General features: G+C 60.5%; 18 protein-coding genes and 1 tRNA gene. 10 read left to right on the top strand and 9 right to left on the bottom strand.

Translation table 11 applies throughout. The features are described 5' to 3' along the window. The first annotated feature begins 114 nt into the window (after nucleotides 1-114). Nucleotides 115-190: transfer RNA gene (locus MMS95_RS03250), tRNA-Ala, on the top strand. 118 nt (nucleotides 191-308) lie between these two features. Here the strand turns inward: MMS95_RS03250 and MMS95_RS03245 are convergent. Beyond that, on the bottom strand, nucleotides 309-1,496 hold the full coding sequence (locus tag MMS95_RS03245) for a NupC/NupG family nucleoside CNT transporter (RefSeq protein WP_004936373.1): 1,188 nt from the start codon (nucleotides 1,494-1,496) through the stop codon (nucleotides 309-311). 377 nt (nucleotides 1,497-1,873) lie between these two features. Here MMS95_RS03245 and MMS95_RS03240 point away from each other — a divergent pair, with 377 nt between their 5' ends. After that, nucleotides 1,874-3,109, top strand: a complete 1,236-nt coding sequence (locus MMS95_RS03240; RefSeq protein ID WP_004936371.1) for an Nramp family divalent metal transporter — start codon at nucleotides 1,874-1,876, stop codon at nucleotides 3,107-3,109. Between the two features lie 41 nt (nucleotides 3,110-3,150). On the opposite strand, the gene MMS95_RS03235 is transcribed toward MMS95_RS03240, so the two are convergent. Both MMS95_RS03235 and mgrA read right to left on the bottom strand, forming a co-directional pair. Beyond that, nucleotides 3,151-3,561 carry a DUF2502 domain-containing protein gene (locus tag MMS95_RS03235; protein ID WP_004936369.1) on the bottom strand — a complete coding sequence of 137 codons (411 nt, stop codon included), beginning with the start codon at nucleotides 3,559-3,561 and terminating at the stop codon, nucleotides 3,151-3,153. A 222-nt stretch (nucleotides 3,562-3,783) separates the two neighbouring features. Beyond that, the gene (mgrA, locus tag MMS95_RS03230; protein ID WP_076740563.1) at nucleotides 3,784-4,773 is read right to left on the bottom strand and encodes an L-glyceraldehyde 3-phosphate reductase; all 990 of its coding nucleotides are present in this window, start codon (nucleotides 4,771-4,773) and stop codon (nucleotides 3,784-3,786) included. Nucleotides 4,774-4,961: 188 nt separating this feature from the next. Here mgrA and MMS95_RS03225 point away from each other — a divergent pair, with 188 nt between their 5' ends. Next, nucleotides 4,962-6,623: a thiamine pyrophosphate-binding protein gene (locus MMS95_RS03225; protein WP_242141382.1), complete on the top strand. Its 1,662-nt coding sequence runs from the start codon at nucleotides 4,962-4,964 to the stop codon at nucleotides 6,621-6,623. Here MMS95_RS03225 and MMS95_RS03220 read toward each other — a convergent pair. Continuing rightward, entirely contained in the window at nucleotides 6,620-7,489 is an 870-nt protein-coding gene (locus MMS95_RS03220; protein WP_044030749.1) for a LysR family transcriptional regulator, read from the bottom strand. The two genes, MMS95_RS03225 and MMS95_RS03220, sit on opposite strands and share 4 nt — an antisense overlap. 98 nt (nucleotides 7,490-7,587) lie before the next feature. Between MMS95_RS03220 and MMS95_RS03215 the strand changes: the two genes are divergently transcribed. Both MMS95_RS03215 and MMS95_RS03210 read left to right on the top strand, forming a co-directional pair. Next, complete coding sequence (locus MMS95_RS03215; RefSeq protein WP_004936357.1) at nucleotides 7,588-8,040, top strand: multidrug/biocide efflux PACE transporter; 453 nt, start codon at nucleotides 7,588-7,590, stop codon at nucleotides 8,038-8,040. Nucleotides 8,041-8,106: 66 nt separating this feature from the next. After that, entirely contained in the window at nucleotides 8,107-8,799 is a 693-nt protein-coding gene (locus MMS95_RS03210) for an aspartate/glutamate racemase family protein (RefSeq protein WP_242141381.1), read from the top strand. On the opposite strand, the gene MMS95_RS03205 is transcribed toward MMS95_RS03210, so the two are convergent. Continuing rightward, a complete protein-coding gene (locus tag MMS95_RS03205; RefSeq protein WP_021505606.1) occupies nucleotides 8,796-10,043 on the bottom strand; it encodes an ion channel protein in 1,248 nt (415 codons plus the stop codon). The genes MMS95_RS03210 and MMS95_RS03205 overlap by 4 nt on opposite strands. A 310-nt stretch (nucleotides 10,044-10,353) precedes the next feature. Between MMS95_RS03205 and glk the strand changes: the two genes are divergently transcribed. Continuing rightward, nucleotides 10,354-11,316: a glucokinase gene (glk, locus tag MMS95_RS03200; RefSeq protein ID WP_015378652.1), complete on the top strand. Its 963-nt coding sequence runs from the start codon at nucleotides 10,354-10,356 to the stop codon at nucleotides 11,314-11,316. 69 nt (nucleotides 11,317-11,385) lie between these two features. Here the strand turns inward: glk and MMS95_RS03195 are convergent, their stop codons facing one another. Beyond that, nucleotides 11,386-12,615: an OFA family MFS transporter gene (locus MMS95_RS03195; RefSeq protein WP_004936347.1), complete on the bottom strand. Its 1,230-nt coding sequence runs from the start codon at nucleotides 12,613-12,615 to the stop codon at nucleotides 11,386-11,388. Between the two features lie 397 nt (nucleotides 12,616-13,012). Between MMS95_RS03195 and MMS95_RS03190 the strand changes: the two genes are divergently transcribed. Beyond that, nucleotides 13,013-13,345: a DUF2502 domain-containing protein gene (locus tag MMS95_RS03190; protein WP_033632450.1), complete on the top strand. Its 333-nt coding sequence runs from the start codon at nucleotides 13,013-13,015 to the stop codon at nucleotides 13,343-13,345. A 4-nt stretch (nucleotides 13,346-13,349) separates the two neighbouring features. On the opposite strand, the gene MMS95_RS03185 is transcribed toward MMS95_RS03190, so the two are convergent. The 3 genes from MMS95_RS03185 to MMS95_RS03175 all read right to left on the bottom strand — a co-directional run bounded on the left by MMS95_RS03185 (nucleotide 13,350) and on the right by MMS95_RS03175 (nucleotide 17,109). Further along, nucleotides 13,350-14,084 carry a LytTR family DNA-binding domain-containing protein gene (locus tag MMS95_RS03185; RefSeq protein WP_015378649.1) on the bottom strand — a complete coding sequence of 245 codons (735 nt, stop codon included), beginning with the start codon at nucleotides 14,082-14,084 and terminating at the stop codon, nucleotides 13,350-13,352. Beyond that, complete coding sequence (locus MMS95_RS03180; protein WP_131165140.1) at nucleotides 14,081-15,772, bottom strand: sensor histidine kinase; 1,692 nt, start codon at nucleotides 15,770-15,772, stop codon at nucleotides 14,081-14,083. The genes MMS95_RS03185 and MMS95_RS03180 overlap by 4 nt, the downstream gene beginning before the upstream one ends. 92 nt (nucleotides 15,773-15,864) lie before the next feature. After that, nucleotides 15,865-17,109 carry a DUF1479 domain-containing protein gene (locus MMS95_RS03175; protein ID WP_044030753.1) on the bottom strand — a complete coding sequence of 415 codons (1,245 nt, stop codon included), beginning with the start codon at nucleotides 17,107-17,109 and terminating at the stop codon, nucleotides 15,865-15,867. Between the two features lie 168 nt (nucleotides 17,110-17,277). On the opposite strand from MMS95_RS03175, the gene MMS95_RS03170 reads away from it, so the two are divergent. The 3 genes from MMS95_RS03170 (at nucleotide 17,278) to MMS95_RS03160 (ending at nucleotide 19,801) form a co-directional block, all read left to right on the top strand. Then, nucleotides 17,278-17,817, top strand: a complete 540-nt coding sequence (locus MMS95_RS03170; protein ID WP_048324610.1) for a GNAT family protein — start codon at nucleotides 17,278-17,280, stop codon at nucleotides 17,815-17,817. A gap of 119 nt (nucleotides 17,818-17,936) precedes the next feature. Then, nucleotides 17,937-19,166: an alanine transaminase gene (gene alaC / locus MMS95_RS03165; protein WP_004936329.1), complete on the top strand. Its 1,230-nt coding sequence runs from the start codon at nucleotides 17,937-17,939 to the stop codon at nucleotides 19,164-19,166. A gap of 110 nt (nucleotides 19,167-19,276) precedes the next feature. Continuing rightward, a complete protein-coding gene (locus MMS95_RS03160; RefSeq protein ID WP_156865813.1) occupies nucleotides 19,277-19,801 on the top strand; it encodes a cytochrome b in 525 nt (174 codons plus the stop codon). Nucleotides 19,802-19,843 lie beyond the last annotated feature (42 nt).

Genomic DNA, 19,843 nt, shown 5'->3' with positions numbered 1-19,843 from the left:
GAGCGCTTGCATGGCATGCAAGAGGTCGACGGTTCGATCCCGTCTAGCTCCACCAATCTTCTTCTCAGAAAGGTTGGGGATACCGTAACGCCGGTCAAAGCGTACCACTTTTGTGGGGCTATAGCTCAGCTGGGAGAGCGCTTGCATGGCATGCAAGAGGTCGACGGTTCGATCCCGTCTAGCTCCACCACCATTTAAAAAGCCGACCTTAGGGTCGGCTTTTTGCTTTGTGTCATTTAACCTTCGCCGAATGCCGGCCAATAAAAAAGGCGCCCGCAGGCGCCTTATCATTGCTGTGAATTTCAGGCTTAGCCCAGCACCAGACCCGCGATAGAAGCGGACAGGATGCTGACCAGCGTAGAGCCGTACACCAGCTTCAGGCCAAAGCGTGACACCACGTTGCCCTGGTGTTCGTTCAGGCCCTTGATCGCACCGGCCACGATGCCGATGGAAGAGAAGTTGGCGAAGGACACCAGGAACACCGACAGGATCCCCAGGCTGCGCGGCGACAGCTCGGCAGAGACTTTCTGCAGTTCCATCATGGCCACGAATTCGTTGGAAACCAGCTTGGTGGCCATGATGCTGCCAACCTGCAGGGCTTCGTGCTTAGGAATGCCCATGATCCAGGCGAACGGATAGAAGAAGTAACCGAGGATTTCCTGGAAGCTCAGGCCGAAAATGGCGCTGAACACACCGTTGAGCGCGGCGATCAGGGCGATGAAGCCAATCAGCATCGCGGCGACGATAATCGCTACTTTGAAGCCCGCCAGGATGTATTCACCCAGCATTTCAAAGAAGCTCTGGCCTTCGTGCAGGTTGCCGAGGTGCAGCTCTTCTTCTTTATTGGTGTCGTACGGGTTCACCAGCGACAGCACGATAAAGGTGCTGAACATGTTCAATACCAGCGCCGCCACCACGAATTTGGCGTCCAGCATGGTCATGTAGGCGCCGACGATGGACATGGAAACCGTAGACATCGCGGTCGCCGCCATGGTGTACATGCGCTTTTCCGACATCTTGCCCAGGATATCCTTGTAGGCGATGAAGTTTTCGGATTGCCCCAGGATCAGCGAGCTGACGGCGTTAAACGACTCCAGCTTGCCCATGCCGTTCACTTTCGACAGCACGGTGCCGATAATGCGGATGATGAACGGCAGCACCTTGATGTACTGCAGAATACCGATCAGCGCCGAAATGAAGACGATCGGGCACAGCACCTTCAGGAAGAAGAACGCCAGGCCTTTGTCGCCCATGCCGCCGAACACGAAATCAGTCCCTTGTCCCGCAAACCCGAGCAGTTTGTCAAACAGCGCGGCGAATCCTTTTACGAAGCCCAAACCCGCTTCCGAATGCAGGAAAAAGTAGGCCAGCAGTACTTCGATAACCAGTAGTTGAATAACATAGCGAATGCGGATGCTTTTACGATCGCGGCACACCAACAGGGCCAGGATCGCTACCACCACTATCGCCAACGCAAAGTGCGCAATATGGGACATGTTTGCTCCAAATTTGAGGCAGGCTGAATTTCGGCTGTCATTTTATGTAACGCTACGTTTAAAAACGAGACTTCTATTGCAAATATGGAAAATCATAGTGGGAGTTCTCCTAAAGTGTTGCGCAAAAGCATAAAAAATCAAGATGTTAAAGCAGCAATAGGAAATTCGTATTCTTGTGCTAACCTGTCTTTCAGGGGTATTGCAGCCAAAATCCCATCAGAAAAGCACGGAAATCGGCAAGCTCCGCGCTGAACCCTTCGATAAAACCGTTAATGTTGGCTATTACAGAGATAAGTTTTACCGCTCTAAATGCGCTTGATAATTATTATCATTTATATAGAGTGGAGATAAACGTAATTTCAGTAAGGGTTCAACATATGCTGAACAGTCGCGTGGTTGAAACCACCTCCGGTCGCTCCGCCAGAAAAATTAAACTCTCGCTCATGGGGCCCGCCTTCATCGCCGCTATCGGCTATATCGATCCCGGCAACTTCGCCACCAACATCCAGGCCGGCGCCTCATTCGGCTACAGCCTGCTGTGGGTGGTGGTTTGGGCCAACGTGATGGCGATGCTGATCCAGCTGTTGTCCGCCAAGCTGGGCATCGCCACCGGGAAAAATCTGGCCGAGCATATTCGCGATCGCTTTCCGCGGCCGGCGGTGTGGGCCTATTGGGTACAGGCGGAGATCATCGCCATGGCGACCGATCTGGCTGAGTTTATCGGCGCGGCGATCGGCTTCAAGCTGCTGCTCGGTGTCTCTCTGTTGCAGGGCGCAGTGCTGACCGGCATCGCCACCTTTTTAATTCTGATGCTGCAAAAACGCGGGCAAAAGCCGCTGGAGCTGGTGATCGGCGGGCTGTTGTTGTTCGTCGCCGCCGCTTACATCGTCGAGCTGGCGTTCTCCCAGCCGCAGTTGGCGCCGCTGCTGAAGGGGATGGCGCTGCCCGATTTGCCTAATGGCGATGCGGTATTCCTGGCTGCCGGGGTATTGGGCGCCACCATCATGCCGCACGTGATCTATCTGCATTCGTCGCTCACCCAAATCGGCGGCGAGCACGACAAGGCGGAACGCTATGCCGCCACCAAAGTCGACGTCGCCGTGGCTATGACCATCGCCGGTTTCGTTAATCTGGCGATGATGGCCACCGCCGCCGCCGCGTTTCATTTCAGCGGCCACAGCGGCATCGCCGATCTTGACGTGGCTTACCTGACGCTGCAACCGCTGCTCGGGCACGCCGCCGCCACCGTGTTCGGCCTGAGCCTGGTGGCCGCCGGCCTCTCTTCTACCGTGGTGGGCACGCTGGCGGGGCAGGTGGTGATGCAGGGGTTCGTGCGTTTCCATATTCCGCTGTGGCTGCGGCGCGCGGTGACCATGCTGCCGTCGTTTATCGTCATCATGTTGGGGATGGATGCGACGCGCATTCTGGTGCTGAGCCAGGTGCTGCTCAGCTTCGGCATTGCGCTGGCGCTGGTGCCGCTGCTGGCTTTCACCGGCAATCGGGCGCTGATGGGGGAAATGGTCAACGGCCCGCTGGTGCAAAATCTGGGCAAGCTGATCGTACTGGTGGTGGTTGGGTTGAACGGCTACCTGCTGATCGGCAGCGTGCTGTAAGCGAAAACAGTGCGGGCCGGCGTTGCGCCGGCCCGTCGTCTTTAATCGCGGTCGTCATCGCCGTGGCGGCGCCAGCGATCGCGGTCATGATCGTGATGGTGCTTTTTCTCTTTCTTCCAGTGGTGCTTATCGTAGTGTTTGTCGTATTTACGATAGCGTCCTTCATGATAGTAATAGTGTTTACGCCAGTAGTCGCCATCGCGCCAGCGATAGCCGTCCCAGTAGTAACCGCGACGGCTGCGGTCGCCGAGATAACGGCCCTGATGGCCTTGCCACCAGTCGCGATCCCGCCAATCGTAACCGTCCCAGTAACGGCCGCGGTTATCCTGATCGCCGATGCGCAATGAAACGCCCGGCATCAGATCGATGCTGATCCCTTCGGCATGCGCCTGCTGTGCGGCGGGCAGTACCGTCGCCGCCAAAATGGCGGCCAAGAGCAGAGGTTTAAACATGGCTTCTCCTTCCCGCTTGCGCGGCCTGGCCGTTTGTCACTTTATGAAGCGCGTTCATCAGTTTAAAAGCGGCCTTATCGTTATTTTTGCTGCAATATCGGCATCATAGCGCCGGCATATAGGGTTGAATCTGAGAGCCACTCTGAAAATGATGCAGGAAGTTAAGATTTGAGATTTTTCTGGAGTATCGCCGCTCGATTGAACGGCGGAATTTGTAAACGATTACAATAAGATGTTCTCGATCTGCGCGAGCTCTTCTTCACTGAAGTGACGATTGGCCAGCATGCCCACCGCGTCTTCTATCTGCGCATTCTTGCTGGCGCCGATCAGCACTGAGGTCACGCGATCGCCGCGCAGCACCCAGGCCAGCGCCATCTGAGACAGCTTCTGCCCGCGTTGCCGCGCCAGCGCATCAAGGCGGCGCACCTTGTCCAGTCGCTCGGCGGTCAGCTGCTCCGGCTGCAGGAAGCGGCTGCCGCTGGCGGCGCGAGAATCTTGCGGGATGCCGTGCAGGTAGCGATCGGTCAGCAGGCCGCCCGCCAGCGGCGAGAAGGCGATAGAGCCGACGCCATGTTCCTCCAGCGTATCCAGCAACGCCGTCTCCGGCCCGCGTTCCAACATCGAATACTTCGGTTGGTGGATCACGCACGGCGTGCCGAGCTGCTGCAGAATGTCGAAGGCCTGTCGCGCGCGCTCGGCCGGGTAGTTGGACAGGCCGACATACAGCGCTTTGCCCTGGCGCACCAGCAGATCCAGCGCCGCCATGGTTTCTTCCAGCGGCGTGTCCGGATCCGGCCGATGATGATAAAAGATATCCACATACTCCAACCCCATGCGCCTCAGGCTCTGATCGAGGCTGGCGACCAGGTACTTTTTCGAGCCCCAATCACCGTAGGGGCCGGGCCACATGGTGTAACCGGCTTTAGAGGAGACGATCAGCTCATCGCGCCAGGCCCGCAGATCGGCGTTGAGAATGCGGCCAAAGTTCTCCTCGGCGGCGCCGGGCGGCGGGCCGTAGTTATTGGCCAGATCGAAATGGGTAATGCCGCGATCGAAGGCGCAGCGGATCAGGGTACGGGCGTTGTCGTACAAAGTGGCGTCGCCGAAGTTGTGCCACAGGCCGAGTGAGACGGCGGGCAGCTTCAGCCCGCTGCGGCCACAGCGCCGGTATTCCATAGCTTGATAACGCGAGGGGGAGGCTGGGTAAGACATAGTTATCCTTGTCGGCGAAAGGTGAAGTGCTTTGAGTGTATACGTTTCCACACCGCGTTGCCGCGGGAGCGATCACGACGCCGGCATGTAACGCCAGGTTGCCGTTCGATGCCGGGATGATTGTTCGAAATTTGAACGGCATCTTCGATAATTAAGATAATCGCTTCAGCTGCAGACAGGTGATGATCATGACTCAGACCTATACGGTGGCCGATTATCTGCTCGATCGTCTGGCCCAAATCGGCATCCGTCATTTCTTCGGCGTGCCGGGGGATTACAACCTGCAATTTCTCGATCACGTCCTCGCGCATCCGCAAATCACCTGGGTAGGCTGCGCCAACGAGTTGAACGCCGCCTATGCGGCTGACGGCTATGCGCGCTGCAAACCGGCGGCCGCGCTGCTCACCACCTTCGGCGTGGGGGAGCTGAGCGCGTTGAACGGGGTGGCCGGCAGCTACGCCGAATACCTGCCGGTGATCCACGTGGTTGGCACGCCGGCGCAGCGCGCCCAGCGCGCCGGTGATTTGCTGCATCATTCGCTGGGGGATGGCGACTTCACTCATTTCGCCCGGATAGCCAAAGAGGTGACCGTCGCGCAGGCCGACCTGACCGCCGACAACGCTGCGCTGGAGATAGACCGCCTGATCGGCGCCGCCTTGCTGGAGCATCGCCCGGTTTACCTGATGTTGCCCAGCGACGTCGCGCAGGCGCCGCTGCCGAGTAAACCGGCGCCGCTGATGCTGCGCCAGGCCAAACTGTCGCAGAGCGCATTGCAGGCGTTTATCGCCGCGGCGCGCGAAAAGCTGCTGTCGGCACGGCGGGTGTCGCTGCTGGCGGACTTCCTGGCCGATCGCTTCGGCGCCGAAGCGGCGCTGGACGAGTGGCTGCAGGAGGTCGATATGCCGCATGCGACGCTGTTGCTCGGCAAGGGCCTGCTGGACGAGAATCGCGCCGGTTTTGTCGGTACCTACTGCGGCGGCGCCAGCGATCCGGCGGTGAAACAATTGATCGAAAACGCGGATGTGGTGATCAACGTCGGCGTACGCTTGACCGACACCATTACCGCGGGGTTCACGCATCACCTGCCGGTGGAAAAATGCATCGATATTCAACCGTTCGAAGCCTGGGTCGGGCGGCAGCGCTTTAGCCGCATTCCGATGCGCGAGGCGGTGCAGGCATTGCACCGCCTGAGCCTGTCGCTGGCGTCGCGTTGGCCGTTGCCGCCGATCGTCCGCCCGGCGCTGCCGGAAGGCGATGGGGAAGGGCTGGATCAGCACGCCTTCTGGCGGCAAGTACAGGATTTCCTGCGGCCGGGGGATATCGTGCTGGCCGATCAGGGTACCGCCTGTTTCGGCGCGGCGGCGCTGACGTTGCCGCGCGGCAGCTGGATGATCGTGCAGGCGCTCTGGGGATCGATCGGCTATACCTTACCGGCGGCGTTCGGCGTGCAGACCGCCGAACCGCAGCGCCGGGTGGTGCTGTTGATCGGCGACGGCGCCGCGCAATTGACCGTGCAGGAGCTGGGATCGATGCTGCGAGATGGGCTTAAACCGGTGATCTTTGTGTTGAACAATCAGGGGTATACCGTTGAGCGCGCGATCCACGGGCCGGAGCAACGTTATAACGACATCGCGCGCTGGAACTGGACGCAGCTGCCAACGGCATTGGCCGGTGGGCGGCCGGTGAAGGCGTTGCGGGTCAGTCAGCCGGAGGCGCTGCGCCAGGCGCTGAGTGAGGCGGCGCAGGGCGACCGGCTGGCTTTCATCGAAGTGATGCTGCCGAAGATGGACATTCCGGAACTCCTCGATACCGTCTCTCGCGCCATTCAGGCGCGCAACGCCGCCGCTTAAGGCAGGGTGTCGCCCAGCAGGCGCTCCAGCATCCAGAACCCCGCCGGGCCCGGCGGGGTCAGTTTGGACCAGACCGCATCCACCGAAATCAGTTTGGGCCAGCCGCGCGGCCGCAGCTGGGTGAGCCTGCCGTGGCCGTATTGCTGCACCAGCCAGTGCGGCAACACCGCCCAACCGAATCCCTGTTCCGCCATCTCGAGCAACAGCAGATAGCTGGGTGCCGACCAGACCAGCCCGCCTTGTCTGGCCGCCTCGGCGCCGGTGTAGGTGTTCAGGATCAACTGGCGGGTGCTGGACAATTGCTCCGGCGTCGGCGCAGCGACCTGCGCCAGCGGATGCTGATGGGCGACGAACAGCCCCATTTCGGTCTGCTCAGGCAGCCGGGAGAAGGCGATATCCGGCGGATAACTTTTTTGCACTTCCACCATGCCCAAATGCGCGCGGCCGCTTTGCAGCAGATCGATTACGTCGCCTTCCTCAGCGATCATCCATTCCAGCTCAATCTCCGGGTAGCGCTGTTCGAACAGTTGCATCAACCGATCGTGATGCTTGGGCTGGTAGGTATCGGAAAACACCATGCTCAGGCGCGGTTCAACCTCGCCCGCCAACTGAATGCTCAGGGCGTCGAGGCGTTCGCTGGCGGCCAGGATCGCCTGCACATGTCCCAGCACTTTGCGGCCGGCAGCGGTGAGCACCGGCTGGCGCGCGCCGCGATCGAACAGGGTCAGCGCCAGGTCGGCTTCCAGATTGGCGATGGCGGTGCTGATGGTGGATTGGCTTTTGCGCAGTTTGCGCGCGGCGGCGGAAAACGAGCCGAGGGCGGCGGCTTCGACAAACGCGTGCAACGCTTCCGGGGAATAGTGCATGATCTATCTGCTTTATCGATGGAATCTATTTTTAATCTACCCAAAAAAGCGATGATAATCACCTGGCTTTCGCAACAACTGTTGAAAAAAGGTGATGTATGCAACTGCAAAACAAGTCTCTCATTGAACGTATCGTCCACGCCGTCGGTTTCGAGGCCATCGCCGTGATGGTTTGCGCCCCGCTGGGCGCGTGGCTGCTGAACCGTTCAATGGTGCAGGTCGGTGCGTTGGCGGTAATGCTCTCCACCGTCGCGATGCTGTGGAACATGGTTTACAACACGGTGTTCGACCGCCTGTGGCCGGTCAGCCGGGTGGTGCGTAACCTGAAGGTGCGTGCGCTGCACGCCGTCGGCTTTGAAGCCGGTTTTATCCTGATCGGCGTGCCGATCGCCGCCTGGATGCTGAGCATCTCCTGGACGCAGGCGTTTATGCTGGAAATCGGTTTCTTCCTGTTCTTCCTGCCGTACACCATGGCCTATAACTGGCTGTACGACATGCTGCGTCAGCGCTGGTTCGAGGCGCGCCAGCCGATCAATTCCGGCGCCAAATAAGGCGTCGTCAGACCGACGATTCTCAGGTAAAGTCAGAGGATCGTCGGAAATGCTGAGGAACGAAGGATGAAAGTGTTGGGTCTGCTGGGCGGCATGAGCTGGGAATCCACCATTCCGTATTACCGCACCATCAACGAGCAGGTAAAGGCGCGCCTTGGCGGGCTGCATTCGGCCAAAATCGTGCTCTACAGCGTCGATTTCCAGGAGATTGAGCGCTTGCAGCACCAGGGCGATTGGGACGGCGCCGGCCGGCTGTTGGCCGCCGCCGCGGTGGCTTTGCGCGCCGCCGGCGCCGAAGCTATCGTGATCTGCACCAACACCATGCACAAGGTGGCGGAGGCGGTCGAGCAGGCCAGCGGTCTGCCGCTGATTCACATCGCCGATGCCACGGCGCTGCAGGTGCGGGGAAAAAACATTTGCCGCGTTGGGCTGCTGGGCACGCGCTTTACCATGGAGCAAAACTTTTACCGCGGCCGCCTGCAGGAATTGCACGGCATCGACGTGGTGACGCCGGTCAGCGCCGATCGCGACATCGTACACCGCATCATCTATGACGAGCTGTGCCTCGGTAAAATTCGCGACGCCTCGCGCGACGAGTATCGCCGGATTATCAGCGATCTGGAACAACAGGGGGCGCAGGGGATTATTTTCGGCTGCACCGAAATAGGCTTGCTGGTGAGCGAGCGGGATGCGTCGGTGCCGGTGTTCGACACCACTGCAATCCACGCCCGCGCCGCCGCGGCGTTCGCGCTGGCCTAATCGTCGCGCGGCGGTTGCCGGCGGTTTACCAGCATCAGCGGCTTGCCCGCCAGCGCCAGCCAGGCGGGCAGCATCACGATGCACAACACCGGCAGCAGGTGCAGATCCGGCACCACCGCCACCGCCATAAACAGGCTCAGCCAGCCGTCGCGCGTCACTACCAGCACCAGCCCCATGATGGCGCAGGAGACGGTGATCGCCGCCGGCACCGCCGGAACATGCTGGTGCAGCATCAGGCCCAGCGCCGCACCGACGAACACCGCCGGGAAGATGCGCCCGCCGCGAAAACCGCAGGCGGCGGCGATCACCAGCGCCGCCAGCTTGGTCAGGGTAATGGTCAACAGCGCCGGCACCGAATAGCTGTCGTCCACCGCCAGGCGTTTCATCTCATCCAGCCCCTTGAACAGGGTAATCTCTCCGCCCAACAGCGCCAGCAGCCCCAGCACAAAGCCGCCCAGCCCTAACATCAACACCGGATTCTTCATTGAATGGAACAGGCGGTGAACGTGCGGGAAACACCACAGCGCCACCATGCCGAGCGCGATGGCGATCAGCGCCACGATGGCGCCGCTGAAAATGTCCGGCAGCCGCGTCACGTCGTAGGCATCGAGCTGCAGGGCGAAATTGGGCACGAAGAACATCTGCGTGGTGACCGCGCCGGCGGCGGCAGCCACCAGCGGGGCGAACAGCCGATCCCACAGCGGCGTTTCGTTATTGCCGGCCAGGGTTTGCGAGAAGATCAGCGCGGCGGCGACCGGTGTGCCGAACATTGCGCCGATGGTGCCTGCCGCCGCCAGGATGATCCAGTCCATGCGCGGCACCTTCGGCAGCAGGCGCGCGCCGGCCGCCGCCACCAGTGCGATGTTGATGGCGGTGATCGGGTTCTCCGGCCCCAGACTGACGCCGCCGGCCAGGCCGACAATCAGCGCCAACCCCAACCCCGGCAAGGCGGAGAGTGGCAGCGGCATGCCGATCAGCGATTCCGTCGCCGGATCCGGCCCGGCGTGACCCGGCATATAACGCACGATCAGGCCGACCGCCACGCCGGTCAGCGTCAGCATCGCAACCGGCCACCAGGGCGACTGGGCGTCCAGGCTCAGCGCATCGGGCAGCGTCACCCACAGTAATTGCTGCAATGCGGCGGCAATTTTCATCACCAACAGCAGCACCAGACTGGAAACGGAACCGATAATCAGCGCAGGCAAAGCAAAGGCCAACATGGCATTGGCGCGCGGATGCAGCATGAATAATCCCTTGTCGATGCCTCCCTGCGGGGCAGGGAGTGCGGGTGGTTGGGCAGTGGCCACAGCTTGCCAGACTATCGGCGCGCAGGCACGCATTGATATTGCCCGGCGGCGATGACGGTTAACAGTCGCCGGGGGGCGTTTTTTGCCGCAATTTGTTTCAAATCGCGGCATAGCGGACAAGCTGAAACGTTTTTTGTGATCCGGATCGCTATTGAGGTGCAGATCCGAGGCGGGTGATTGTTGTTTTCGCAGCAGGATTTTACAGTGTGGGCAGCGTTTTATTTTTCATTTTGCGGAGACGAAATCAATGACCTATGCCCTCGTGGGTGATGTTGGCGGCACCAATGCCCGCCTGGCGTTGTGCACTGTTGCGACGGGTGAGATTACCCAGGCGAAAACCTATTCCGGCCTGGAGTTCGACAGCCTGGAGGCGGTGATCCGCCAATACCTGAAAGAGTGCGAGATCGAGGTGCAGGACGCCTGCATCGCGATCGCTTGCCCGGTGACGGAAGACTGGGTCGCGATGACCAATCACAGCTGGGCGTTCTCGATCAAAGAAATGAAGGCCAGCCTGGGGCTGAGTCACCTGGAAGTGATCAACGATTTCACCGCCGTCTCGATGGCGATCCCGATGCTCTCGCCGGACGACGTGCTGCAGTTTGGCGGCGGCGATGCGCAGCCGGGCAAACCGATCGCGGTGTACGGCGCCGGCACCGGGCTGGGCGTCGCCCACCTGGTGCAGGTCGATCGCCGCTGGGTCAGCCTGCCGGGCGAGGGCGGCCATGTTGATTTCGCGCCGAACAGCGAAGAAGAAGACATTATTCTGGAGGTGCTGCGCGGTGAAGTGGGGCACGTTTCCGCCGAGCGCGTGCTGTCCGGGCCGGGCCTGGTCAATCTGTATCGCGCCATCGTTAAGGCGGACAACCGCCTGCCGGAGAAACTGGAGCCGAAGGACATCACTGAGCGGGCGCTGGCCGACAGCTGTATCGACTGCCGCCGCGCGCTGTCGCTGTTTTGCGTGATCATGGGGCGCTTCGGTGGCAACCTGGCGCTGAATCTGGGCACCTTCGGCGGTGTGTACATCGCCGGCGGCATCGTGCCGCGCTTTATGGAATTCTTCAAGGCCTCGGGCTTCCGCGCCGCCTTCGAAGACAAAGGGCGTTTCCGTGACTATGTGCGAGACATTCCGGTGTTCATGATAACCCATGGCCAGCCGGGCCTGTTGGGGGCCGGCGCGCATCTGCGCCAGACGCTGGGCATGCGGCTGTAAGCCGCGCGGCGGGGCAATAAAAAAGGGGCGCAACCCGCAGGTTGCGCCCCTTGTCGTTTTCGCAGGGGATCAGGCTTTGGCCAGCTCCGCCGCCTGTGCGGTTTCTTCGCTTTCCATTTCCACCGCTTTCGGCGCTTTGATGAACAGTGTAATCAGCAAAGAAGCGGCAGACAGGACGCCAATCACCATGAAGGTGGCGTGGAAGCCGCCGAAGTATTTGGCGACGAACGAACCGGCCAGCGCGCCCAGGCCGAAGCCCTGATAGATGATGCCGTAGTTCTTGCTGTGGTTCTTCAGGCCGAAGAAGTCGCCGACAATCGCCGGGAACACGGTTATATTGCCGCCGAAGCAGAAGGCCACCGCGCCAACGCAGATGAAGAACAGCGTGTGGTTCAGGGTCATGAAACTCAGCGCGACAATCGCCAGCACGGTAACCAGCATGGTGAAGCTGATGACGCGCATACGGCCTACTTTATCAGACAGCGTACCCAGAATGATGCGGCCGGCGGTGTTGAAGATGGCGACGGCGGACACGGTGTTGGCGGCGGTGGCCAAATCCATCCCGGCCAGCTGAACGCCCATGTCTTTCACGATGCCAATCAGGTACAGGCCGCTCATGCAGGCGGCGAAGAAGATGGTGAACAGCAGGTAAGCTTCTTTGGTGGCCAGCATCTGGCGCACGCTGAAGTCGTTGCCCAGACCGTTGGCGCCTGGCTGTGCGGCGCTGGTTGCCAGCACCGGCTCTTTCAGCAACAGGGAGCCGACGACGATCAGGCCCATCACGATGGCACCCCAGTAGAAGAAGGCGCCTGAAACGCCGACGTCGGCGATCAGGGCGGCGTTGACGTATTTGAACAGCAGGCTGCCGCTGCCGAAGGCGCCGACGGAGATGCCGGAAATCAGGCCTTTGTTGGCCGGGAACCATTTAATCAGGTTGGACAGGGTGGAGATGTAGGCGATACCGACCGCAAAGCCCACCACCACGCCGGCCAGCAGGTAGATCATGTCGAGCGAGCTGACATGGGCGCTGGCGATCAGGCCCAGGCCGACCAGGATGCCGGAACACAGCGTCAGGTTGCGGATGCCGAAGCGTTCTTGCAGCTTGCCGGCGAACAGCGTGGCGAAAGCCAGGAAGAAGCTGGTGATGGAGAAGGTGGTGGCGACGTCCGCCAGTCCCCAGTGGAACTTGTCGACCAGCGGCTGGTTGAACAGGCTCCAGGTGTAGATGGTGCCCAGACCCATCTGACAGATGATGGTGCCGAGAACGATTAAGCTGCGATTTGCCGGTTTGGTGTTCATGGCCGGTCTCCTTCCTGTGTGTGCGTTGCCGGGCGTGAGCCGCTGGCTGAAATTTGCGGGGTGAATCTGTGTTCCCGCGGTCTGGGCTTATTATATGGCCGGCCCCCCCGGCGGACGGCGGATCGGGAATGAATTGCACGGCAGAAGGAATGAAATGCATTTTATACGGCGTGAGTTGCCGTTTTTACGCCGAAAAGCGCGTGAAATGCCGGGAGTAACACGTGATCTACATCAAAGATATCAACGATTTATTGTTAATCGCCGGTGAACGATTGTGGTGAAATTGTGAAGGATGCGTCTGCAAGGCGTAAATCGGCATTGCGCCTATAGAGCGGCGGCGAGCGCGGGACTATGTTATCTGCGATCGGACGAGGTCCGCTCTGCAGGAGTCCATGAAATGAAAAAAACGCTGTTGTTACTGGCTGCGCTGCTGGCGCTGCCGCTGGCGAGCCAGGCCGACGTCTCCATCGGCGTGAACGTGCCGGGCCTGTCGTTGCATATCGGCGATCGCGATCATCGCGGCCACTACTGGGACGGCTATCGCTGGCGCGATCCGCGCTGGTGGGCCGATCATCACCGGTATGAACGTTCGCGCGGGTACTATTATGGCCCGCCGCCACGGGTGATTTACTACGGGCCGCCGCGGCGCGACTGGCGAGATCGGCCGCATTACCGCATGCCGCCACCACCGCCGCCCGGCTATTACTACCGTCCGGGCCCGCGCTGGTAAGCGCTTACAGGCGCATCAGCTTGCGAAATTCTTTCACCTTGCTGCGGCTGACCGGCACTTCAAACTCAAGATCGCTCAGCCGCAGAATGTAGGTATTGTTGAACCAGGGCACGATCTCGCGGATCTTGGCCAGGTTAACGCAGTAAGAGCGGTGGCAGCGGAAGAAATGCTCTTCCGGCAGCCGGCCGTAAAACTCGGTGAGGTTCATCGGCATCACGAATTCTTCCCGGCGAGTATAGACCCGCGTCACCTTTTCATCGGCGGCGGCGTAATAGATGTCGTTGATGTCGGTAACGATGATCCGCTCGTCTTTGATCAGGTTGATGCTGTGGCTGCCGCGGCTCGGCGCGCTGGCCGGCTCCGTCGCGCCGGCGGGGCGATGATGCAGCGCCTCTAGCTTTTGCAGCATGGTGACGATGCGCGCCTCGTGATAGGGCTTGAGGATATAGTCGAACGCTTCGATCTCGAACGCTTCCACCGCGTGCTCTTTATAGGCGGTGATGAACACGATAGACGGGCGATGGGCGAATTTGCTGATGTTTTGCGCCAGCAACACGCCGTCCAGCGACGGGATGTTGATGTCGAGGAAAATGGCGTCGACCTGGTGGGTCTGCAGGTATTTGAGGACGTCGAGGCCATCCTCGAAGGTGGCGACGATATCGATATTGCTGTGTTTCTTGATCAGGTAGCTGAGTTCTTCCTGCGCGAGGAATTCGTCTTCCACGATAATGGCTTTCATGAGGCCTCCCCGACCGACGGCGCGCTCGGCTCCTGGTGCAGCTTGCCGCCGTTTTTGCTGATGTAGAACGCGATTTCGGTGCCCGGCTCCAGGCGGCGGATATGCAGCCCTTCACCGTACAGCAGCGACACGCGGTGGTGTACGTTGAGCAGGCCTATATTGTGGCCAGGCATCTCGTTGCGCGCCACCCGATCGATGGTTTCCTGATTGATGCCGTGGCCGGTATCCTTCACCGAAATCTTCACCCGGTCGCCCTGATCTTTCACCGCGATCACCACTACCCCTTTGCCCTTGCAGGGCTGGATGCCGTGCACGATGGCGTTCTCCACCAGCGGCTGGATCAGCAGGCTCGGAATGCGCACCGAGACGTCGTCGTCGATGTCGTAAATCACCGTCAGCTTGGCGCCGAAACGCGCCTGTTCGATGGCGATGTAATCCTGGATCTGATGCAGTTCCTTGCGGATATCGATCAGTTCGTCGTTCAGCTCCAGGTTGTAGCGCAGGTAGCGCGACAGGTTGATGATCAGCTGGCGCGCGGTGTCCGGATTCAGGCGGATAGAGGAAGAGATGGCGTTCAGCGCGTTGAACAGGAAGTGCGGGTTAATCTTGCTCTGCAGCGCGCGCATTTCGGCTTTATCCGCCATCTGGCGCAGATGCTCGATGCGCGAAACCTCCATCTGCGTGGAGATGATCTGCGACAGCCCGACCGCCATTACCTTCAGCGTGTTGGTGATCTGGTGAGCGTGGCAGTAGTAAATTTTCAGCGCGCCGGTCACTTCGCCCTTTTCCCACAGCGGCACCACCAGCTGCGAATGGATCTGCGGCGCGGCCGGGTTTTCCAGGTTGTTTTTGATGATGATTTTGCCGTGGCGAATGCTTTCGCGGGTAACGCGGCTCAGCCCTTCGCGGCCGATTGGGTAGGCTTCGCGCCCCACGCCAACGTAAGCCAGCACCTGATGGGTATCGGTGATCGCCACCGCGTCGGCGCGGATGTCCTGGCGGATGATATCGCAGATGGTGGCCAGCGATTCGCTGTTGATGTTGCGGAAATAGGGCAGCGTCTTGTGGGCGATATCCAGCGCCAGCTTGGCCTGGCGTGCGGCGATCACCTCTTTTTCATCTTCGACGCTCTGCACCAGCAGCACGATCAGGCCGATGCACACCGTGCCGAGGATCATCGGCAGCGCGATCTGCGACACGATATCCAGCCCAAGCTCGGTCGGCTTGGCCCACAGTACGATCAGCAGCATGGTGAGGGATTCGCACAGCATGCCGCCGACGATGCCGGCGCGCCAGCGCTGCTCTTTTCTCACCTTGAGGTTGATGTAGCCGGCGCTGATGCCGGCGATGATGCTGGTGATGAGGCAGGGCACCGAGGTGATGCCGCCGATGTCGATCAGATAGCGGTGCACCCCGGCGATGATGCCGGTGACGATCCCCACCCAGGGGCCGAACAGGATGCCGCCGGCCATGATGGCGATGACGCGCACGTTGACCAGCGAGCCCTCAACGTTGATGCCGGAGTAGGTGCTGAACAGCGCGAACAGCGAGAAGATCGCCGTGACGATGCCGAGCTCGAGCGGCGTATGGTCTTCTTTTTGCAGCAGTTGGCGGAACAGCCGGGTGCGGGTCAGAAAAAACAGACAGATCAACATCAGCGCGGCGCGATCAAACACCGCCAACAGCATTTCAAAAAAAGGGTGCACGACGGGTTCTCGCTGCGGCCTACGGATGACGGCAGTATACCACAGCGAGAAAGGCCCGTGGCTCAGGCCGGCGGTCAGCGCATGCCGAGCTGCGCTTTGCCCAGCGGCGTCAGCAGATCGGCGGTGGCGCGGCCGTCAAAATCCACTTCGAAGTCGTCGGGAGCGAAGTCCGGCGGCGTTCTGCCGTCGATAAAGCTCGGCAGTTGGCGCTGCAGGTAGGCGTCGTTTTTCGCGCAGCCCGGCGCGGCGGCGATGTACATCACGTTGCTGTCGAACTCGCCGTTATGCTCGTTCTCCACCGCGTGGATCACGTCGCAATGCCAAAATACCGTGTCGCCCGGCTCCAGATCGGGAATAGGGGAAATCCCACTTAATAAAAGGGGATGCCATTTTTCCGAGATCGACAGCGCGCGGCCCGGCGCCGCATCGCACAGATCGTCGTCGGCGACGTCGTCCTGCAGCGCGCGCAGCAACACATAGGCCATGGCGTTGGCGATCGGCACCAGGTTCAGCGTGCCGGCGTTGGTGCGTTGCGGCGTCAGCGCCGTCCAGCCCTGGAAGGTGCGGAACATCGAGCAGACTGCCGGGGAGGCTATTTCGCGCACTTCGGTGCGGCCGTCGGCGGCAAAGGGATCGTACTGCTGCCAGTCGCCGGAGAACACGTGGCGATACACATAGCGGAAATTCTCGTCCAGCCAGCGCTCGATGGTGCCGCTGTCGACGTGCGGCGACAGGCCCAGCGACGAGGAGTTCGGCGGGCGGCGGCGAGTGCGATCGGCGTAGGTGGCGATGCGGGTCGGATCGAAATGCTGCTTGCCGTTGCTTTCGGTGGCCCACAGGCTGTTGAGGAACACCTGCACCGCATGCATGCGCGCATCCTGCCGCGCTTCGACCTGCGGCTTTGACCAATAGATGCCATAAATCTGTGGCTTGCTGGCGGCCAGCTTGCCGAAATAGTTGTCTTCGGCAGCGTTTTTCAACCGCTCGACGAAGTTGTTGCGCTCGAGATAGTCGCCGATTTCCCGGTTCCAGCCTTCGGCCTTGGCGCGGGGAAACACGCCGCGAATGGCGCAGGCGCCGCGCTGTTTGATCAGCGCTATCTGTTGATCGCTGACGCGCTGCTGCAGGATATCTTCCGCGTCGATCTGCGGCACCGGATTATGGCCGGCGGCCAGCTCGCGGCGGATCTGGTCGACCTGGCCGCGGATGTTCTCCTCCAGCGCCAGAAAAACTTCGCGGTAGTTCGGCAGGGCCTGGCGCAGCTGGCGCTTGACGTTAACGATCGTCTGCGGAATATCATCGATGACTAAAGAGGCCATGGTGTTCTCCTGGTGCCGCGTGAGTCACTGCGGCGGACGGTTGTAGGGAATCGGGCAAGACGTTATGGTTTTGTGGTTTTAACGTGAATGATTATCGGCAACCAATCGGGGAAAATAAAGAGATATCTTTCATTCGTAAGTTCCTCTTTTTCGTTTTTCGGAGATTTTATGAAGCTGGTCACTGAACGTTTGTACTTACAGTCGATAACCGCCGAGGATTGGCCGCTGTTTCTGCGCCTGTACCAAGATCCCGAGGTGATCCGTTACATCTCCGATCCGCGCAGCGAAGCGGAGATCCGCGCACGGTTCGAAGAGCGCCTGCCGGCCTGGGACAAACACGGCGAACAGTGGCTGTGCCTGGTGATGCGTGAGAAGCACAGCGGAGAGGCGGTGGGCATTACCGGCTTTCGCCCGCATTGGGCGCCGTATCGGCAGGCGGAAGTGGGATACGGCAGTTTGCCTGCCGGCCAGGGCAAGGGCTATGGCAAGGAGTCGCTGCGGGCAGTGCTGGATTTTGCGGTGAACGCCTGCGGTTTTCACAAGCTGACCGCCACCGTGACCGCGGGCAACCTCGCCTCGCGCGGCCTGCTGGAGTCGTGCGGTTTTCAGCTGGAGGGCACACTGCGCGACAACTACCGTCTGGCGGAGCAGTGGTGCGACGACTGGCTGTTCGGGCTGCTGGCGGCGGAGTTTCAGGGCGGCAAATAAAAATATCGCGCCGGGTATCGACAAGCTCGTCGGCGCTGCGCTATGTTCGATATTCGGTCAGTTCGCTGGCCAGCGTCGCTCGGACGGTCCGGGCGCTAACGTCTATCGAGGAATCCCCTATGGCTGATAACAGTCCACAGCGCCGTTTTACGCGCATTGAACGTCTTCCCCCTTACGTATTCAACATCACCGCCGAACTGAAAATGGCCGCACGCCGTCGCGGTGAGGATATTATCGATTTCAGCATGGGGAACCCCGACGGCCCGACGCCGCCGCACATCGTGGAAAAACTGTGCGCCGTCGCCCAGCGCGACGACACCCACGGTTACTCCACCTCGCGCGGCATTCCGCGCCTGCGCCGCGCCATTTCGCGCTGGTATGCCGATCGTTATCAGGTGGATATCGATCCGGAAAGCGAAGCCATCGTCACCATCGGTTCGAAAGAGGGGCTGGCGCATCTGATGCTGGCGACCCTCGATCACGGCGATACCGTGCTGGTGCCGAACCCCAGTTACCCGATCCACATTTACGGCGCGGTGATCGCCGGCGCCCAGGTGCGTTCGGTGCCGCTGGTGGACGGCGTGGATTTCTTCAGTGAACTGGAGCGCGCCATTCGGGAAACCATTCCGCGCCCGAAAATGATGATCCTCGGCTTCCCGTCCAACCCGACCGCGCAGTGCGTGGAGCTGGATTTCTTCGAGCGGGTGGTGGCGCTGGCCAAACAGTACAACGTGCTGGTGATCCACGATCTGGCCTATGCCGATATCGTTTATGACGGCTGGAAAGCGCCGTCGATCATGCAGGTGCCGGGGGCGAAAGACATTGCGGTGGAGTTCTTCACCTTGTCGAAAAGCTACAACATGGCCGGCTGGCGCATCGGTTTCATGGTCGGCAATCCTGAGCTGGTCAGCGCGCTGGCGCGCATCAAAAGTTATCACGACTACGGCACCTTCACGCCGCTGCAGGTGGCGGCCATCGCCGCGCTGGAAGGCGATCAGCAGTGCGTGCGCGATATCGCCGAGCAGTATCGGCAGCGCCGTAACGTGCTGGTGAAGGGGCTGCACGAGGCCGGCTGGATGGTGGAAAACCCGAAGGCGTCGATGTACGTGTGGGCGAAAATTCCCGAGCCTTATGCCCACCTCGGTTCGCTGGAGTTCGCCAAGCGCCTGCTGGCGGAAGCCAAGGTCTGCGTCTCGCCGGGCATCGGCTTCGGCGACTACGGCGATACTCACGTGCGCTTCGCGCTGATCGAGAATCAGGATCGTATCCGCCAGGCGGTGCGCGGCATCAAGGCGATGTTCCGCGCGGACGGGCTGCTGAAGCCGGGCAAAGCCGGCAGCGCCAAATAACCCTGTCAGGCCGGGCGTTCGCCCGGCCTTATTTTTTCCGTCCCAAGGTTTTCTTCATTATTTCCCCATTATGCTCAACTACGCTGAATTTTATTTTTTGGACAGAGTGTATGAGCAACCGCTACGCGCGATCGCAAATCGTTTTACATTGGCTGACGTTGCTGATGGTGATCCTCACCTATGCGGCGATGTTGCTGAAAGATTCGGTGCCGGAGGCGTGGGCGCCGATGGTCAAAAATCTGCATTTCAACTTTGGGGTATCGGTCTTTGCCCTGATGCTGATTCGGTTGGCGGTGCGCTCTTTCCACGCTGCGCCGCCAACCACGCCTCCGCTGGAGGAGTGGCAGGAGGTAGGCGCGAAGATTTTCCATTGGCTGCTGTACATGGTCTTCCTGATGTTGCCGCTGCTGGGCATGTTAACCCTGGCCTACGGCGGGAAATCGTGGTCTTTGCTGGGTTGGCCGATGCCGCGGTGGGTGACGCCGGATCCGGTGATGCGCAGGCTGGTCAAAACGGTGCATGAGACGCTGGCAAACGTTGGCTACTTTATCATTGGCGCGCATGCGCTGGCGGCGCTGTATCACCACTACCTGCGCAAGGACGACACCCTGCGCCGCATGATGCCGGGAAAATGAGCGCTAGCCGAAACGACAAAGGGACGCTTGCGCGTCCCTTTG

Origin of the sequence: Serratia sp. PGPR-27 (genome assembly GCF_022678525.1) — a bacterium.
Taxonomy (GTDB): domain Bacteria; phylum Pseudomonadota; class Gammaproteobacteria; order Enterobacterales; family Enterobacteriaceae; genus Serratia; species Serratia nematodiphila.
Note: the sequence above shows the minus strand (reverse complement) of the source record. Positions and strands in the feature narration are given on the sequence as shown.

Excerpts from the sequence above, each read along its gene's own strand:
- MMS95_RS03215 (WP_004936357.1), top strand. The coding sequence starts at position 7,588 with ATGCAACTGCAAAACAAGTCTCTCATTGAACGTATCGTCCACGCCGTC.
- MMS95_RS03170 (WP_048324610.1), top strand. The coding sequence starts at position 17,278 with ATGAAGCTGGTCACTGAACGTTTGTACTTACAGTCGATAACCGCCGAG.
- MMS95_RS03225 (WP_242141382.1), top strand. The coding sequence starts at position 4,962 with ATGACTCAGACCTATACGGTGGCCGATTATCTGCTCGATCGTCTGGCC.
- alaC (WP_004936329.1), top strand. The coding sequence starts at position 17,937 with ATGGCTGATAACAGTCCACAGCGCCGTTTTACGCGCATTGAACGTCTT.
- MMS95_RS03195 (WP_004936347.1), bottom strand. The coding sequence starts at position 12,615 with ATGAACACCAAACCGGCAAATCGCAGCTTAATCGTTCTCGGCACCATC.
- MMS95_RS03245 (WP_004936373.1), bottom strand. The coding sequence starts at position 1,496 with ATGTCCCATATTGCGCACTTTGCGTTGGCGATAGTGGTGGTAGCGATC.
- MMS95_RS03175 (WP_044030753.1), bottom strand. The coding sequence starts at position 17,109 with ATGGCCTCTTTAGTCATCGATGATATTCCGCAGACGATCGTTAACGTC.
- MMS95_RS03190 (WP_033632450.1), top strand. The coding sequence starts at position 13,013 with ATGAAAAAAACGCTGTTGTTACTGGCTGCGCTGCTGGCGCTGCCGCTG.
- MMS95_RS03185 (WP_015378649.1), bottom strand. The coding sequence starts at position 14,084 with ATGAAAGCCATTATCGTGGAAGACGAATTCCTCGCGCAGGAAGAACTC.
- MMS95_RS03220 (WP_044030749.1), bottom strand. The coding sequence starts at position 7,489 with ATGCACTATTCCCCGGAAGCGTTGCACGCGTTTGTCGAAGCCGCCGCC.
- glk (WP_015378652.1), top strand. The coding sequence starts at position 10,354 with ATGACCTATGCCCTCGTGGGTGATGTTGGCGGCACCAATGCCCGCCTG.
- MMS95_RS03180 (WP_131165140.1), bottom strand. The coding sequence starts at position 15,772 with ATGCTGTTGGCGGTGTTTGATCGCGCCGCGCTGATGTTGATCTGTCTG.
- MMS95_RS03210 (WP_242141381.1), top strand. The coding sequence starts at position 8,107 with ATGAAAGTGTTGGGTCTGCTGGGCGGCATGAGCTGGGAATCCACCATT.
- mgrA (WP_076740563.1), bottom strand. The coding sequence starts at position 4,773 with ATGTCTTACCCAGCCTCCCCCTCGCGTTATCAAGCTATGGAATACCGG.
- MMS95_RS03205 (WP_021505606.1), bottom strand. The coding sequence starts at position 10,043 with ATGCTGCATCCGCGCGCCAATGCCATGTTGGCCTTTGCTTTGCCTGCG.
- MMS95_RS03235 (WP_004936369.1), bottom strand. The coding sequence starts at position 3,561 with ATGTTTAAACCTCTGCTCTTGGCCGCCATTTTGGCGGCGACGGTACTG.
- MMS95_RS03240 (WP_004936371.1), top strand. The coding sequence starts at position 1,874 with ATGCTGAACAGTCGCGTGGTTGAAACCACCTCCGGTCGCTCCGCCAGA.
- MMS95_RS03160 (WP_156865813.1), top strand. The coding sequence starts at position 19,277 with ATGAGCAACCGCTACGCGCGATCGCAAATCGTTTTACATTGGCTGACG.